Here is a 13,875-nt window from a genome sequence, read left to right as displayed (position 1 = left end):
TCAAGACTCAGGGCGCGGTCGAGTCGGAGACGCAGAACGTCCGGATGGTCAACCCCGCCACCCGCTCATAATCCGAGATCAGGTTGCGGAGCAGCGCTGGTACGTCCCGATACAAACCGATCTCCGTACGTGCGGAGGCATGGATACGGCGGATGGTCAGCGTCTCCGGGTGGTCGGGGCCAAACGTCCGCGCTCGTTCGACCACGTCCTGCACCAGCAGCACCCCCAGATCGTTGAACAGGCCGTATTCCTCATAGAAGGCGATGCGCCTGACGCACGAGTGCGCGGCAGCCATCGCACGTCCTCCCCCGCATCGATGTTCTGTGGCGTCCCCTCATGCTCGAACCTGATGTATTCGGAGACCGGTTCGGACACAACGCGCGCCCTCCGCAACCGCACACCCCGCGCCGCCGTGCCCCGCATCAGGGCAAGCCATCCGGCCTTGCTCGCCGCGTCCTCCTCCGGCCCCCAGCGGCCGGCCCGCCCAACTGCCGCTGAATGCACGTGGCTTCGTCAATCGCGAACGGGAGTTGGCGCTCCTGGACGCCGCGTTGGCCGGTGGCGGGGCCCACGCTGGCGCCGAGGGCACGAGTCCGTTGTGGGTGCTGGCGATCGTCGGAACAGCGGGCGTTGGCAAGACATCGCTCGCGGTGCGCTGGGCCCACCGCGCGCAAGACGCATTTCCCGATGGGCAGTTATTCGTCAATCTGCGAGGCTACGATCCCGGCGCGCCGGTGACCGCGCATGACGCGCTCGGGCGCTTTCTGCGTGCACTGGGGACGCCTGTCGACCGGGTTCCCGCCACCGAGGACGCGTGTTCAGACCTCTTTCGGACTCTGCTGGCCGGGCGACGGATGCTGCTGCTGTTGGACAACGCGGCAACGGTGGCGCAGATTCGTCCGCTGCTCCCCGGTGCGCCTCAATGCCTGGCAATGATTACTAGCCGCACCCGTATGTCCAGTTTAGTGGCACGTGAAGGAGCGCATCGCGTGAGTGTTGAGACGCTTTCGTCGATCGAGGCGGTCCAGCTGTTGCGCACGGTCCTCGCCGGTTACCGCAGCGGTGATGACGAGGCGGAGCTGGCCGAGTTGGCGCGGCTCTGTGCGCATCTGCCGCTGGCACTGCGGATCGTCGCCGAACGAGCCGCCGCTCGGCCCCGGATGCCGTTGCGGGATCTGATCACGGATCTGCGCGACGAAAGCGGGCTCTGGGAGGCGCTGACGGTGGACGACGGTCAGAGCGCGGAGGAGGCCGATGCGGTCCGCACGGTCTTCGGCTGGTCCTACCGGGCCCTCAACCCGGCCTCCGCCCGCCTCTTCCGCCTGCTGGGGCTCCACCCCGGCCCTGACTTCGGCGTCGGCGCGGTAGCGGCCCTGGCCCAACTCACCCCGTCCCGGGCCCGTCTGCAGCTGGACACCCTGGCGGGCGCGCATCTGTTGGACGAATGCGGCCACGATCGCTACCAGTTCCACGACCTGCTGCGCGCCTATGCCCTGGATCAGGCCCAAACCGAGTTGTCCACGGCGGAGTTGGCGTCGGCCCGGCGTCGCGTTCTCGGCTGGTACACGCACACCGCGGCGGCGGCGGCCCGGGCCGGGGCCGGTGCGTACACCCTGCCCGTTGACCTGGCGCCGTTGCCCGAAGGCGTCGTCAGCCAGGAGTTCGACGACGCCAGAGCCGCCATCGCCTGGTACGAGACCGAACGGGAGAACCTGATCGCCGCCGTGCACACGGCGCACACGACCGAAGAGTTCGAGATCGCCTGGCAGATTCCCGCCGTCCTCACCATGGTCGTCGCCGACCGGGAACCCGCCGGCACCTGGCTCGCCGCCCAGGAGACGGCCCTCGACGCGGCGCGTCGAGCCGGCGACCGTTACGGCGAGGCGATCACCCTCGACAATCTGGGCATCGCCCACCGGCATCTCTTCCGGCTCCCGGAGGCGACGGAGTGCTTCCAGGCCGCCCTGGACGCCTTCCAGGAGTTGGGCCAGCCCGTCGGGGCGACCCGGGCGGCCAACGGTCTCGGCGTGACCCATATGTTGGGACGCCGCGTCGACCAGGCCAGAGCCTGCTTCGAGCAGGCGTTGACGTTGGCCCGCGACGCCGACGATCCGACCTATGTCGGCGCCTTCACCCGCAACGTCGGCTGGGCGCTGCTGGAGAACGAGGACTTCCCACGCGCCGAGGCGACGCTCCACGAGGCCGCCGACATCCTGCAACGGGCCGGCGAACCACTGGAGTTGGCGGAAGCGCTCACACTGCTGGCGGCCGTGTACCGGCGGTCGGACCGGATCGCCGAGGCGAACGCGACGGCCGAACAGGCGCTGGCGCTCGCGACCGAATCCGACGGAACGCTGTTCGAGGCGTTGGCACTGCTGGAGTTGGGCCGGATCGCACTGGCCGGCGACGAGGCCCCCGACGCGCTCAGCCACCTCCATCAGGCGGCGACGCTCTTCCGACGCGTCGGCCGATCCGACCTTCAGGCCGCCACCTGGGACGCGACCGGCGATGCCCTGCTCCGGACCGACCGGGCGGCAGAGGCGGCGAGCTTCCACCAGGCGGCGGCCGACGCACGACGCTGGCTGCCGGCCGCGGAGAGCAGGTGATTCAGATCGCTGGCGGCGCGGGTCGCGGCGGCCGTGACGCCCGAAATCCGCCAGGGTGTCCGTGTTCGGGCGGGTAGGGATTTGGTTCCATGATCGCTGGAACGTAGGGAATCCGTATCCGGCATCGCGGACACGTACCGCAGGTTCAACCCACCGCCTATGTCGCCCCGACGGCCACGCTCGTCGGTGATGTCCGCGTGGGGACGAGGGCGCGGGTGATGTACGGCGCGGTGCTCGACGCCGAAGGGTCGCGGATCGAGGTCGGGGAGGCGACCGTGATCTGCGAGAACGCGGTGTTGCGGGGGTCCGCGGTCGCCGGTGATCAGCCGGTGCTGATCGGCGACCATGGCTTCGTGGGGCCGCAGGCCACGCTGCTGGGCTGCGAGGTCGGCAGGTGTGTCTATGGGGCGACCGGGGCGACGGTCCTGCGGTGCGCGCGGTTGGGGGCCGGCTCGGTTGTCGCGGTCGGCGCGCTCGTTCATGCGCGCACCGTTCTGCCGGATGAGTACTTCGTGCCGCCGAACACGGTGGCGCTCGACGCGCCGGTGCGGCTGGTGGCCCCCGGCGATCCGGGCCTCGCCGAGGCCGTCGGGCGGGTGGGCTTCGCGCGGGTGGCGTTCGGCGTCGACGCGGAGTGGGCCGACCGGATCAGCCGGTACGAGCACATCGCCGAGGTGCGCGTCGCCGAGTTCGGCACCCAGGCGGACGACGAGGTGCGGAACCTCGGCTGACGCCTCCCCCGCCCACGTACTCACGACCCGATACACCCGTGAAGATCGAAATGCCGTGCATGCCCGCATCCCCCACCATGGGGCTGAACAGAGAGCCCGAACGGAACAGACGCTGGAAGAGAGGGTGTGCGGTATGACGGAAGGCACGCTGCGGGAGAAGGTCGCGGTGATCGGCGGCGGCGAGAAGAACCTGGGGGGCCTGCTCAGCCGGACCTTCACCGATGGCGGCGCCCGCGTGGTGGTGCACTACCACCACGGCCGGGACGAGGCGGAGGAGACGGTCCAGGCGATCAAGGAGGCCGGCGGGGAAGCGGTCGCCGTCCAGGGCGACCTGACCCGGCCCGCCGAGGTGAGCCGCGTCTTCGACACGGCGGTGGAGTCCTTCGGAGGCGCCGACATCGCGGTGAACACCACGGGAATGGTGCTGCGCAAGCCGATCCTGGAGACCACCGAGGACGAGTACGACCAAATGTTCGGCATCAACGCCAAGGCTGGCTTCTTCTTCATCCAGGAGGCCGGCCGCCGACTCAACGACAACGGCCGGATCGTCAGCCTCGGCACCTCGCTGCTGGCTGCCTTCACCGACGGGTACGCCACCTACGCCGGCGGCAAGGCCCCCCTGGAGCACTTCAGCCGGGCGGCGGCCAAGGAGTTCGCCGAACGGCGGATCAGCGTGAACGTGGTCGCCCCCGGGCCCATGGACACCCCGTTCTTCTACCCGCAGGAAACCCCCGAACGGGTGGAGTTCCACCGATCGCAGGCGATGGGCGACCAGCTCACCCAGATCGACGACATCGCCCGGTTCATCGCCTATCTGGTCACCGACGGCGGCTGGTTCACCGGCCAGACGCTCTTCCCCAACGGCGGGTACACCACCCGCTGACACCTCCCGGCCCGTCAGTTCTCCTGGAAGGCGCGGGACAACTCCTCGTCGATATCACGGAATCCGTTCAGCACTTCGTCGAGGCAGGTCGCCGCCGCATCGGAGAACTCGGCAAGCTTTCCGATGCCGTACTCCCACTCGTCGCCGAAATCGTCCATCCGCTGCTCCAGCCGGTCCACGCCCATATCGGAGCCGTTGACATTGGCCATCGACCGGCAGGGCCCCTCCAACAGGTTCGCTATACTGCGAATGTTGTCGCGATTGGTGCCGAGCAGTTCGTAGTCGAGATAGATATCGCTGTCACTCATGCGGACTCCTGGAGTTCGGCCGTGCTCACTGGACTGGGCTGGGTGGTGAAGACGAGGCTGCGCAACAACCGCACCAGAGCGGGCATGTACTGCTCCCAGTGTTTGGCGGCCGGAGTGGCGAAGCCGACCGTCAACATGTGCTGCTCCCGCAACGACGGCCCGTCGGGCACCGGAACGTACGCCTGCAACTCTGCGAACCGCACGTCGGGCGGCTCCAGTTGCGGCACCCGATACACTCGGGGCCCCGTCACCACCGTGGCCGGCTGACCACACGGCAACGGATAGACATTGCCGCTCCACAGCGGACCCCGGGACGCCACCAACGACTGCAACGTGCCCTCGGCGGCAATCCGCGCGCTGTCCCCGTACGGGAACTCCGTGGCCGTGACCGTCAGCGTCGCCAGCGACGGCTCGCCTCCCAGCGTCCCCACCACCGCGCCCGAATACAGGGCTCCGACGCGCGCCAGCGCCTGCGAACTGCCGTGCACCTCCCGCAGAATGCGCCGCTCCACCTCCGGGTCCCCGGCCGCCACCTCCCTGGCATTGGCGGACGCGTGCGCGTAGCTCTCTTCCGGGCTCATCCCGATCGGCAACTGCCGAAAATGCTCTGGCACATCGAACGCGACATACATCAGCCGACTCCCCCTCCCTCGTCATAACTCCAGAACAACCGCTGCCGATCGAAGGCATCAAGCGTCTGCCGATACTCCACTTCCTTCTTTGCTCGAATACCCGGCCCCCAGATCAACAGCGCGCCCGACCCCAGAGCCGACAGCAGACAGAACACAGCCGCCGGCAGAGCGTCGCTGGAAAGAAACCAGACGCCGGCCACCACGGCCACCACAGTAAATGCGGCGACCATCCGCATATATCGCCGCAGGGGCCATTTTTCATACGTGTAGAGTCCGAGCCGCGCCTCTCCCGCAGCAATCGGCGAGATCGGGTCCGTCGGGCGCGGGGCGGCCGTCGCCCACCAGGCACCGTTGATCTCGTAGTGATACCGCGCCCAAGCAGCCCGCCGCCGCGCCAACTCACTATCGTCGCGGGCAAACATGAAACTGGCGACCCCGCTCGTTCTGAACCGGCAGGAGGTCATCACATACCCGAACTCATGGGCAATCGCCAGCACCGGACGCATCCGGGTCTGCGTCACCACCTTCACCTCGGGAGACCCATCGAAGTGCGCGATGATCTGGTGGTCCTTCACACCGGGCTCCCATCGAACGCGAGACGCATCAGCTGCCGCCCCCTCCCTCGTCATAACTCCAGAACAACCGCTGCCGATCGAACGTCTCCAGAGTCTGCCGATACTCCACTTCCTTCCGCGCCCGAAGACCCGGCCCCCAGAGCAACAGCGCGCCCGACCCCAGAGCGGCCAGCAGGCAGAACACGGCGTACCCCATAGCGTCGTTGGCGAGAAACACGACGCCGGCCACCACGGCCACCGCAGTGAATGCGGCGACTTTCCGCACATATCGCGGCGCGGGCGTTCGTTCAATCTGGTACAGGCTCAGCCTCGCGCCGCCCGCCTGTATCGGCGAGATCGGGTCCGTCGGGCGCGGCGCGGCCGTCGCCCACCAGGCACCGTTGATCTCGTAGTGATACCGCGCCCAAGCAGCCCGCCGCCGCGCCAACTCACTGTCGTCACGCGTGAACATGAACTTGGTGATTCCGGTCGTACTGAACTGGTGCGAGGTCAGCACATAGCCAAACTCATGGGCGATCGCCAGCACCGGAAGTATCCGACTCTGCGTCACCACCTTCACCTCGGGAGACCCATCGAAGTGCGCGATGATCTGGTGATCCTTCACACGGGGCTCCCATAGGGTTCGGCCATTTCGGCAGGGCGAGTCAGGTCCTCCCTACCCACGCCTCCGGCCCGTTCCCCCGGGCGGACGGCCCCACCGAGACGCCAGGCGTTCTCGAAGCCGATCAGCAGCGCCCCGCCCGTCACCTCGGAGTCCGGCCAGAGGCTGGGGTCCTGGAGAATAAGATCACTGATGCTGGTAGAACTTCCGAACATTCCGACGAGACTGTCCACAAGCGCGATGTTCCCCAGGCCAGTGACATGGGCGCTGTCCTTGATGGAGGTGGCGGCGCGGCCGATCGTGCCGCCCACCCGGGCGAAGACACCGACGACCGGAATGGCACCGATCGCGTCCTGCCCAATGGTCCGCCAAGAGACATCGGCGCCGGCCAGCCTGGCCACCCCATGACAGACCAGCGCGCCCGCCGCGAACCCTGCGGACACCCCGCTGAGGGCTGCCCCGACCAATGCTCCCACCCCACTCGTAGCCGGCGAGAAGGCGTACGCGAACAGCGACATCACCCCCAGCACCGTGCTCACCGCCGCGAGGACATCTCCGATGAGCGCGATGTGCCGCGCGTTCTCGACGATCCAGTCGCGTAGCCCGCTGGCGATCTCGCCGATCGACTCGACCATGTCGTTGGCCGCATCCACCAGCATGCCGCCCAGTTGGGAGAAGAAGCCCGGCTCGTTCGGGGCCATCGCCATGGCGTGGGCGATGCGGTCGGCGACACCGTCCCCGTACTCGATAAAGCTGTCGCGCAGCCGCTCGGCCTGCTCGCGTAACGCGGCCAGCTGGTCCTGCAACTGCTGGCGTTCCTGGAGCAGCCGCATCCGCTCCTGGGCGGCGCGCTCCGCCTCCGCCTCGTCCGCCTCGTCGTCCTCGCGGCCGAGGATTTCGTTCCAACTGGGCGCGGGCGGCAGGGCGTCCAGGGATGTCTGGATCGTCTGCGCCTGCTCCTCCAGGGCGAGCGCCGCGCGCTGCTCCCCCGACACAAACCCGGCCCACTCCTCCAGAGCCTGGGCGGCCATCATGAACGACTCGCGAACCTGCTCGACCTTGGGCTTGAAATCGTCGTCGAACCGCTCCCGGAAGGCTTCGGCCGACCGGCCACGCCACTGCCCCTGCCCAGTCCCGCGAAGCAGCGCGACGATGTCGCTGAGCGCGGTGGCGGTGCTTCTGACTTCACCGGCCACATCGTCGATGGCGCTCTGCCTCCCGGGACAGGGCACAAACCCCAACGCCGGGTACAGGCCGGCCTGTTCCGCGTCCGGCTCCACCGGTACCGACGGGAAGAGGTTCATCCGGCACCCCCCTGGCCCCGCTTCTCGAACAGCACGGCATCCGTCATCTGGTCCCCCCTCGTGACTTCATCGGCGGCAGCCCGAACTCCGACTGCCGCGCCCCCACGGTGCGCGCGGGCAGCCCAAAGGGACTGTCACGCATGGTGACGCGCACGCACCAGAGAGACAGTGACCAGTATTGCCAACACATCGATCAACTCTGCCACTGGGTATGCATTCGATGACAGACCGCTGATCAAACCCGGTCGCGCTGCCGCGAGATGCCGGCCGTCACTCCGGCAGGAGCCAGCTGAGCCCGCCGGGTGCGTGCACCCGCTGGCCGGTGTTCTCCGCGATGGTCATGGTGAAGGCGGACTGGGGCGGTGACCCCACGTTCTGCCAGGAGCCGACCGCCGCCTCGATGTCGTCCCAGAGCCTGAGCGGCCCGCCCGGACGCACCACCCACTGGCCCCGGCGCCGGTCGGCTGGTTGGTCAGAGGTTGTCGAAGTCACCCTTCGCCATTCCGCCCTTGAACGCCGCCCACTCACCCGCCGTGAAGCAGAGGTGCGGCCGGCCGGGGTTCTTCGAATCACGCACCGCCACACCACCATCAGGCAACGGCGCCAACTCAAAGCACTGTCCGTTGTTGGCCGTCAGACTGCTCTTCTGCCAGGTCAGCGCCGCCGTGTCGAGCGAGTACAGATCGTCCTTCTCCATCATTCCCTGTCCTTGATGCGTGCCACGAGGTCACGTGTCTCACCGGGAGACAGGGCGACCTTCGTGAGGCTTCGGAGGAGGCGGTGCATCCGGCGAAGGTCACGCGGATCGTCCATAGTCAGGCGACCTGAGACGGACTCGCCAATAGCTACGTCGGGCAGGTCGCCTTTCGGGAACTGGTAGATGGTGAACCCAGCGATCTAGCAGGCTTCCTCGCCCCTGTCATAGGGGATGACCTGCATCGTCAGGCTCGGGTGGTCGCAGAGGTCAAGCAGGTGTTGCAGCTGCCGCCGGTAGACATCCTCGCCACCGACGCGGAACTCCAGAGCAGCCTGGCTGATCAGGTAGTGGCACCTGATCGGGTTCTCCGTCTCAAGGAGGCGCTTGCGCTGGCGGACCATGCGCACCTCGACCAGCCCCTCCACCTGGTCTGGGCCCAGCGAGGCGAAACCGACACCGGTCACCGCCCTGGCATAGTCCTCCGTCTGCACCAGCCCCGGAAGCAGGCCCAGTTGGAACTCGGAGACGCTTTCCGCAGCGTCCTCGAAGGCGATGATCTGCTCGTAGCTGAACGTCACGACCTCCCGGTACCTGTGCCACCACGGCGGGCGACGCTCGTTCGAGGCCGCCTGCAGCTGAGCCAACTCCTCGCGTTCGTCCGTGGGCACTCCGAAGACGTGCATCAACTTCCCGAAGATCTCCTGCGAGCAGGGCCGCTGTGCTGGACGGCGGGCATACGCCGACCATCCCCCGCAACGCGCACAAACGCCTGCCCGCCAACGCCGGTTGGCTTCCGCTGCGCGAGCTGCACGAGCCGCCGGGGATTGTGCAGTACGCCCTCAGCGCCGCCACCCAACGCCGTCGGCTGCCCGTCCTCGTCAACGGCCAGCGTCCCGACGCCGCCTACTGCTAACCGATAGCCGAAAGAAGCGCATGTCTCAGCAGATCCAGGTCCTCGTCCTCCTCACCACTCGTAACGGCTATGTCCTTCTGCACCACGACCGGCTGCCGCAGGCCCCCGTGCCGGCCCATGGCGACCTCGCCCTCACCGGCAGGCTGACGCTCGCCCGCCAGACGGGACTTCTCGCCGATATCACCCGCGCCTGGACCGTCCGGGCCACCGGGCCGGACAACGACGGCGAGCTGTGGGTCCTCGACGGCGGCACCCTCGACACCGTCCCCGACGTCACCGAGGACACCCACCCCGACGCCCGCTGGGCACCCCTCACCTCCCTCGCCCAGGACCAGGCCGCCCAGGAAGCCCTCGACGCCATCGAATCCGACACCAGCATCCAACTCCCCACCACATAAACCGGATGTGAACGAACCTCCCTGCGATCCCACTACGCTGAGCCACCATGAACGGCATGCGTATCGGGTTGCTCTCGTTCGGAGCGGCCGAGTTCGCCGCGCTGCACGAGACCTGCGTCCAGGAGGGGCACCTCCCGGTGGTCTACGCGTACTCCCGCTCCATGCGGCCGAGGCGCGCCACCGACGCCGGGGCCGCCGAGTCCATCGGGCAGATCTCAGCGGCCTTGCCGGCCGGCATGGATCTCCTGCTGCCGGGAAGCTCCGAAGGGCTGGGCGCGGCACTGCGCGGATACGACCTCGATCTCCTTGTCTGCTTCGGGTTCTCGTGGCGTCTGCCGAGATCGGTGCTGCGTATCCCGCGCCACGGTGTGGTCAACGTCCACTCCTCGATGCTCCCGAAGTACCGTGGCCCGGCGCCGGTGCTGTGGGCGATCCGGAACGGCGACACGCATCTGGGGGTGACCGCTCACCGCATGGACGAGGGGTTCGACACCGGGCCGATCCTCGCCCAGCAGGACGGAGTCCCGATCGTCGACGATGTGACGCCCGAACGTCTGTGGCCCGAGCTGTCCCCCGTGCTGCGCCGCGTCGTGGCCCGCGCCCTGAGCCGCGCGGCGGACCCGGGGGCCGGCGAGCCCCAGTCGGAGGAGGGGGCGAGTTACGGCGGGTTGTTGGAGCCGGCGTTCTTCGTCGTCGATCCGACGAGGACCGCGCATGAGGTGCACAACCAGGTGCGGACCTTCCGGTACATCGGCGCGGGCCGGGGGCCGGTCGCCCAGGTCGGGGGCCAACGGCTGAAGGTCCTGCGCACCAGCCTCGTTCCAGCGGACGGACCGCGTCTGGACTGCGCCGACGGACCGCTGTGGATCACCGAGTGCGAGCCCGCGAGCTGACGGTTCAGCCGACGTCCGGATCCGGAGCCCGGCCCAGTATCCCCGCCGCCTCCTCCCGGGCGGCCAGGGCCGCCACTCCCTCGCCGCATCCGTCGAGGGAGTCGGCCAAGTGGGCAAGGGCGTGGGCGAGTTGCCACCGGGCATCCACGGCACGGAAGCCGGCGACGGCGCGGCGGTGCAGTTCTACGGCGTCGTCGTAGCGGCCGAGGACCTGACAGGCCCGGCCCGCGCCGTCGAGGGCGACGGCTTCGCGGGCGGCGTCCCCCAGATGTCGCTGCACCTCGGCGGACTCCCGGCTCTGGCGCAGCGCAGCAGCCGCGTTGCCACGGGCAAGTTCCACCCGGGACGACTCTGCGAGCCAATGGCCTCGCCAGAGCTGGTTGTCCCGCGCCTCGGCCAGGGCCAGGGCTTCGGCGATCGCGGACGCGGCTCTGCCCGGGTCGCCCGCCTCGCGGTGGGCCCAGCTCAGCAACCACAGCGCGTTCCCCTCGCCGGCGTGGTCGCCGAGCTCCCTGAAGTCGGTGAGCGCCGGCTCGATCAGGGCAACCGCTTCCTCGCCCCGGCCGAGTTCGCACAGCGCCTCGGCGAGGTTGCTCCGCAGCAGGGTGCTCCAGCGTCGGTCGCCCAGCTCCCGGAAGAGCCCCAGTGCCTCGGTGAAGTGGGCCCTTGCCTCGGCCAGTTGGCGGCGCCGGAGTCCGAGCAGCCCAAGGGCGTTGATGGAAACGGCCATGCCACGCCGGTCGCCGACGCGTCGGCGGATGGCCAGTGCCGCCCGGTGGCATTCCTCGGCCTCGTCGAGCCGCATCGCCTGGAAGGCGACCTTGCCCAGGCTTTCCAGCGCTTCCGCCTCCCCGTCCTCCTCGCCTGCGGTGCGTGCCGCGTCGACGGCGACCAGAGCCGTGGTGCGCCAGGCGTCGAACGTGTTCTGGTGCATATGGATAGCCCGCGCCGCCACGGCCAGGCGCCAAGCGGTCGCCGGTAGGCCCGCGTCGGCGGCGGCGCGGGTGCAGTCCACCAGATTGGTGGCCTCGGCCTGGTACCACTGGGACGCGTCCTGATAGCCGGCGAAGTGCAATGTGCCGTTCGGGGCCGGGACCCGGTCGTCCATGGGCCAGCTGTCATGGGGCGCGATGGACCGCTGTGCCGCGTCCACGGTGTGCAGGTACCAGGCGGCACAGCGTTCGACGACCGCTGACCGTTCCCCTTCGCTCTCCTCCCGTCGTGTGCGTTCGCCGGCGTATGCCTTCGTCAGATCGTGGAACTCATATCGCCCGCCCGGGCGCCGCCGCAGCAGATGGGCGCGGACCAGGATCTCCAACAACGCGCGCACGCGGGAGGGTTCACGGCCGGCCAGACTGGCGGCCAACGGAAGCCCGAACTCGTTCCCCGGGTGCAGGGCCAGCAGCCGGAACAGCCGCGCCGCCTCCTCGGGCAGCGCCCGATAGGACCATTCGAAGACGCTACGCACGGCGTCGACCTCCTGTTGGGTTCCGTACTCGGGATCGGCGGTGAGCACGCTCAACCGTGCCGTCTCGTCCCGCAGTTCGTCGACCAACTCGCCGAGCGGCAGTGCCGGCCAACCGGCCGCCCGCTCGGCCGCGATACGTAACGCCAGCGGCAGCCCCGAACACATCAGGGCCAGCTCACGCAGATCGGCGACCCGATCGCCTGGGCGGTCGTCCACGGTGGTCACGCGGAGCAGTTCGACGGCATCGGACGCCGGCAGCGTCGCCACCCGGACGCGCACCGCGTCCTGTTGGGTGACCAGGCTCGTCAGATCATCCCGGCTGGTGACGAGCGCCAGGGACCGGGACGTTCCCGGTAACAGGGGTCGTACCTGGGTGCTGTCGACAGCGTTGTCGAGGATGATCAGCATGCGGCGGTCGGCCAACAGCGAGCGGAACAAGGACTCTCTTCGTTCGGGCGCGACCGGCACCTGTGCGGTGGGAACGCCGAGGTCCTCCAGAAAGCGGCCGAGCACCACCTCCGGTGGTGTCGGAGCCGGGGCGGCGTAGCCGTGCAGGCTGGCGTACAGCTCTCCGCCGGGGAAGTGGGATCTGAAGATGTGGGCCCAGTGCAGCGCGAGCGAGGTCTTCCCGACGCCGGCGGTGCCGGTGATGACGGCCACGCGCGCCGCGTGCGGTTCGGCGTCCCGGCCCGCGAGGAGGGTGGTGAGCCGAGCCAGCTCCCGGGAACGGTTGACGAAGTGCCTTACACTTCCCGGAAGTTGGTGGGGAATGACGAGCGAGGATGTCGCGGGGTGCTGATGTATGTGCACCCCACCGTGTACGTCGCGGGTCTGCACGACCTGGTGTACGGTCGCACGGCCCTCGATCCGATTGGCGTGCCCCGGCACCTCGCCCATCGTCTCGGCGGACCCGCTATGGCTGTGCCGGCGGAGGCGGCAGGTGCGCGACATGCTTGTCGAACCAGCCGGCCAGCGGCTCGCCGGCGTCGTACAGGTCCTCGATGAACCGCTGGGATCGACGAATCAGGTCGGGATCGACGAACCTCCGCGCGGCCTCCAGGACGCCGCGCTCGTCGTAGACCGCCTCGTACAGCACCTGGGAGCCGAGAGTGTAGATCTCCGGCAGGGGGCCGTCGGCCTCGTGCCGGACGACCTTGTCCGCATCGATGACGCGGATGGAGCCGCCGCACTCGTCCCGGACCCGTAGCGCGTGCAACTCCCACTGCATATAGGCGGTCAACGGCTCCTTGACCACCCGGATCCGGCGAGGTGAAAAGCCATGGCGTTCGGCCCTGCGGTGGTAGTCCGCCATATCGGATCGGCCCGCTTCCAGGAGCCGTAGGGACTCGTCCCAGTCGCCACGGGCGAACGCCTCCCAGCTGTCGTAGCCCGGCTCGCGGAACGTCTGTTGGCGTTCCAGCTTCCAGAAGCCGAGATCGGCGCTGCGCCAGAAGTGCTTCTCGAAGTCGGCGTAGTAGGCGTCGAGCGGCATCAACTCGCCAGCCGTGCCGGCCAGCGGACTAGGCATCCGGGATGTCCGCCTTCGCCGCGACGATCGTCGCGCGGGGGATGATGACCAGCCGCTCGCCGGGGTCGACGCTCACCCCTTCGGGGAGCCGCCCTTCGTAGGCCCGGGTCAGATCGCTGCCGATGACGGCGACGTCCCCGTTCTCCAGCTCCCAGACATCCGGGCAGCTGGCGTTCCCCGATGTCTGCCCCAGCTCGTGTGAGGACTTCCCCAGCCGCCGCGCGAACGGCGCCTCCGGGTCCGCCTGCCACCTGTCGGTCATGTGCCCTCCCCTGACGAGGTCTTGGCCGCATCGTCGAGGTTATCACTCCCCGTGTCGGCATGACTGCGGCTGGAAC

The 13,875-nt window shown here is 68.8% G+C and carries 17 protein-coding genes and 2 pseudogenes; 6 read left to right on the top strand and 13 right to left on the bottom strand.

The annotated features are described in order from the left end of the window. Positions 1 to 7 precede the first annotated feature (7 nt). Positions 8 to 295: a hypothetical protein gene (locus AOM46_RS33795; protein WP_062205171.1), complete on the bottom strand. Its 288-nt coding sequence runs from the start codon at positions 293 to 295 to the stop codon at positions 8 to 10. Continuing rightward, a pseudogene (locus tag AOM46_RS35975) lies at positions 271 to 435 on the bottom strand (DUF6879 family protein); the annotation flags it as partial. The pseudogene AOM46_RS35975 and the gene AOM46_RS33795, both read right to left, overlap by 25 nt. Before the next feature lie 167 nt (positions 436 to 602). Here AOM46_RS35975 and AOM46_RS03075 point away from each other — a divergent pair. The 3 genes from AOM46_RS03075 to AOM46_RS03065 all read left to right on the top strand — a co-directional run bounded on the left by AOM46_RS03075 (position 603) and on the right by AOM46_RS03065 (position 4,220). Next, complete coding sequence (locus tag AOM46_RS03075) at positions 603 to 2,606, top strand: NB-ARC domain-containing protein (protein ID WP_267887789.1); 2,004 nt, start codon at positions 603 to 605, stop codon at positions 2,604 to 2,606. 197 nt (positions 2,607 to 2,803) lie between these two features. Continuing rightward, positions 2,804 to 3,337 (top strand): gamma carbonic anhydrase family protein, encoded by a 534-nt coding sequence (locus AOM46_RS03070; protein ID WP_234313602.1) that lies wholly within the window; start codon positions 2,804 to 2,806, stop codon positions 3,335 to 3,337. 133 nt (positions 3,338 to 3,470) lie between these two features. Further along, entirely contained in the window at positions 3,471 to 4,220 is a 750-nt protein-coding gene (locus tag AOM46_RS03065) for an SDR family oxidoreductase (protein ID WP_062205166.1), read from the top strand. 14 nt (positions 4,221 to 4,234) lie between these two features. Here AOM46_RS03065 and AOM46_RS03060 read toward each other — a convergent pair whose 3' ends face one another. From AOM46_RS03060 to AOM46_RS03030, 8 genes and pseudogenes are all read right to left on the bottom strand, one after another. Beyond that, positions 4,235 to 4,528, bottom strand: coding sequence for a hypothetical protein (locus AOM46_RS03060; protein WP_062205163.1), 294 nt, complete (start codon positions 4,526 to 4,528; stop codon positions 4,235 to 4,237). Next, on the bottom strand, positions 4,525 to 5,160 hold the full coding sequence (locus AOM46_RS03055) for a hypothetical protein (protein ID WP_062205160.1): 636 nt from the start codon (positions 5,158 to 5,160) through the stop codon (positions 4,525 to 4,527). Before AOM46_RS03055 ends, AOM46_RS03060 begins: the two co-directional genes overlap by 4 nt. Continuing rightward, complete coding sequence (locus tag AOM46_RS03050; protein ID WP_062205158.1) at positions 5,160 to 5,735, bottom strand: hypothetical protein; 576 nt, start codon at positions 5,733 to 5,735, stop codon at positions 5,160 to 5,162. The genes AOM46_RS03055 and AOM46_RS03050 overlap by 1 nt, the downstream gene beginning before the upstream one ends. A gap of 28 nt (positions 5,736 to 5,763) precedes the next feature. Continuing rightward, entirely contained in the window at positions 5,764 to 6,339 is a 576-nt protein-coding gene (locus AOM46_RS03045; protein WP_062205155.1) for a hypothetical protein, read from the bottom strand. Further along, positions 6,336 to 7,640 (bottom strand): WXG100 family type VII secretion target, encoded by a 1,305-nt coding sequence (locus tag AOM46_RS03040; RefSeq protein ID WP_107079961.1) that lies wholly within the window; start codon positions 7,638 to 7,640, stop codon positions 6,336 to 6,338. Before AOM46_RS03040 ends, AOM46_RS03045 begins: the two co-directional genes overlap by 4 nt. 270 nt (positions 7,641 to 7,910) lie before the next feature. Continuing rightward, entirely contained in the window at positions 7,911 to 8,132 is a 222-nt protein-coding gene (locus AOM46_RS33790) for a hypothetical protein (protein WP_158920218.1), read from the bottom strand. Further along, the gene (locus tag AOM46_RS03035) at positions 8,113 to 8,340 is read right to left on the bottom strand and encodes a DUF397 domain-containing protein (protein WP_062205151.1); all 228 of its coding nucleotides are present in this window, start codon (positions 8,338 to 8,340) and stop codon (positions 8,113 to 8,115) included. Before AOM46_RS03035 ends, AOM46_RS33790 begins: the two co-directional genes overlap by 20 nt. Then, positions 8,337 to 9,020, bottom strand: a pseudogene (locus tag AOM46_RS03030) (DUF5753 domain-containing protein). The gene AOM46_RS03035 and the pseudogene AOM46_RS03030 overlap by 4 nt, the downstream one beginning before the upstream one ends. Positions 9,021 to 9,055: 35 nt before the next feature. On the opposite strand from AOM46_RS03030, the gene AOM46_RS03025 reads away from it, so the two are divergent. The 3 genes from AOM46_RS03025 to AOM46_RS03015 are packed head-to-tail and all read left to right on the top strand — an operon-like array spanning position 9,056 to position 10,541. Beyond that, positions 9,056 to 9,250 (top strand): hypothetical protein, encoded by a 195-nt coding sequence (locus AOM46_RS03025; protein WP_062205146.1) that lies wholly within the window; start codon positions 9,056 to 9,058, stop codon positions 9,248 to 9,250. 20 nt (positions 9,251 to 9,270) lie between these two features. Beyond that, entirely contained in the window at positions 9,271 to 9,648 is a 378-nt protein-coding gene (locus AOM46_RS33785; RefSeq protein ID WP_062205142.1) for a hypothetical protein, read from the top strand. A 47-nt stretch (positions 9,649 to 9,695) separates the two neighbouring features. Further along, positions 9,696 to 10,541, top strand: coding sequence for a methionyl-tRNA formyltransferase (locus tag AOM46_RS03015; protein WP_234313601.1), 846 nt, complete (start codon positions 9,696 to 9,698; stop codon positions 10,539 to 10,541). A gap of 4 nt (positions 10,542 to 10,545) precedes the next feature. Here the strand turns inward: AOM46_RS03015 and AOM46_RS03010 are convergent, their stop codons facing one another. From AOM46_RS03010 to AOM46_RS03000, 3 genes are all read right to left on the bottom strand, one after another. After that, entirely contained in the window at positions 10,546 to 12,846 is a 2,301-nt protein-coding gene (locus tag AOM46_RS03010; protein ID WP_158920216.1) for a tetratricopeptide repeat protein, read from the bottom strand. A gap of 76 nt (positions 12,847 to 12,922) precedes the next feature. Continuing rightward, the gene (locus tag AOM46_RS03005) at positions 12,923 to 13,537 is read right to left on the bottom strand and encodes a DUF6879 family protein (protein WP_062205136.1); all 615 of its coding nucleotides are present in this window, start codon (positions 13,535 to 13,537) and stop codon (positions 12,923 to 12,925) included. Next, on the bottom strand, positions 13,530 to 13,799 hold the full coding sequence (locus AOM46_RS03000) for a hypothetical protein (protein WP_062205132.1): 270 nt from the start codon (positions 13,797 to 13,799) through the stop codon (positions 13,530 to 13,532). Before AOM46_RS03000 ends, AOM46_RS03005 begins: the two co-directional genes overlap by 8 nt. Between the last annotated feature and the right edge of the window lie 76 nt (positions 13,800 to 13,875).

The organism is Streptomyces sp. NBRC 109706 (genome assembly GCF_000974485.1).
Classification (GTDB): domain Bacteria; phylum Actinomycetota; class Actinomycetes; order Streptomycetales; family Streptomycetaceae; genus Streptomyces.
The sequence above is the reverse complement of the archived record's forward strand: the minus strand, read 5'-3'. Positions and strand labels throughout refer to the sequence as shown.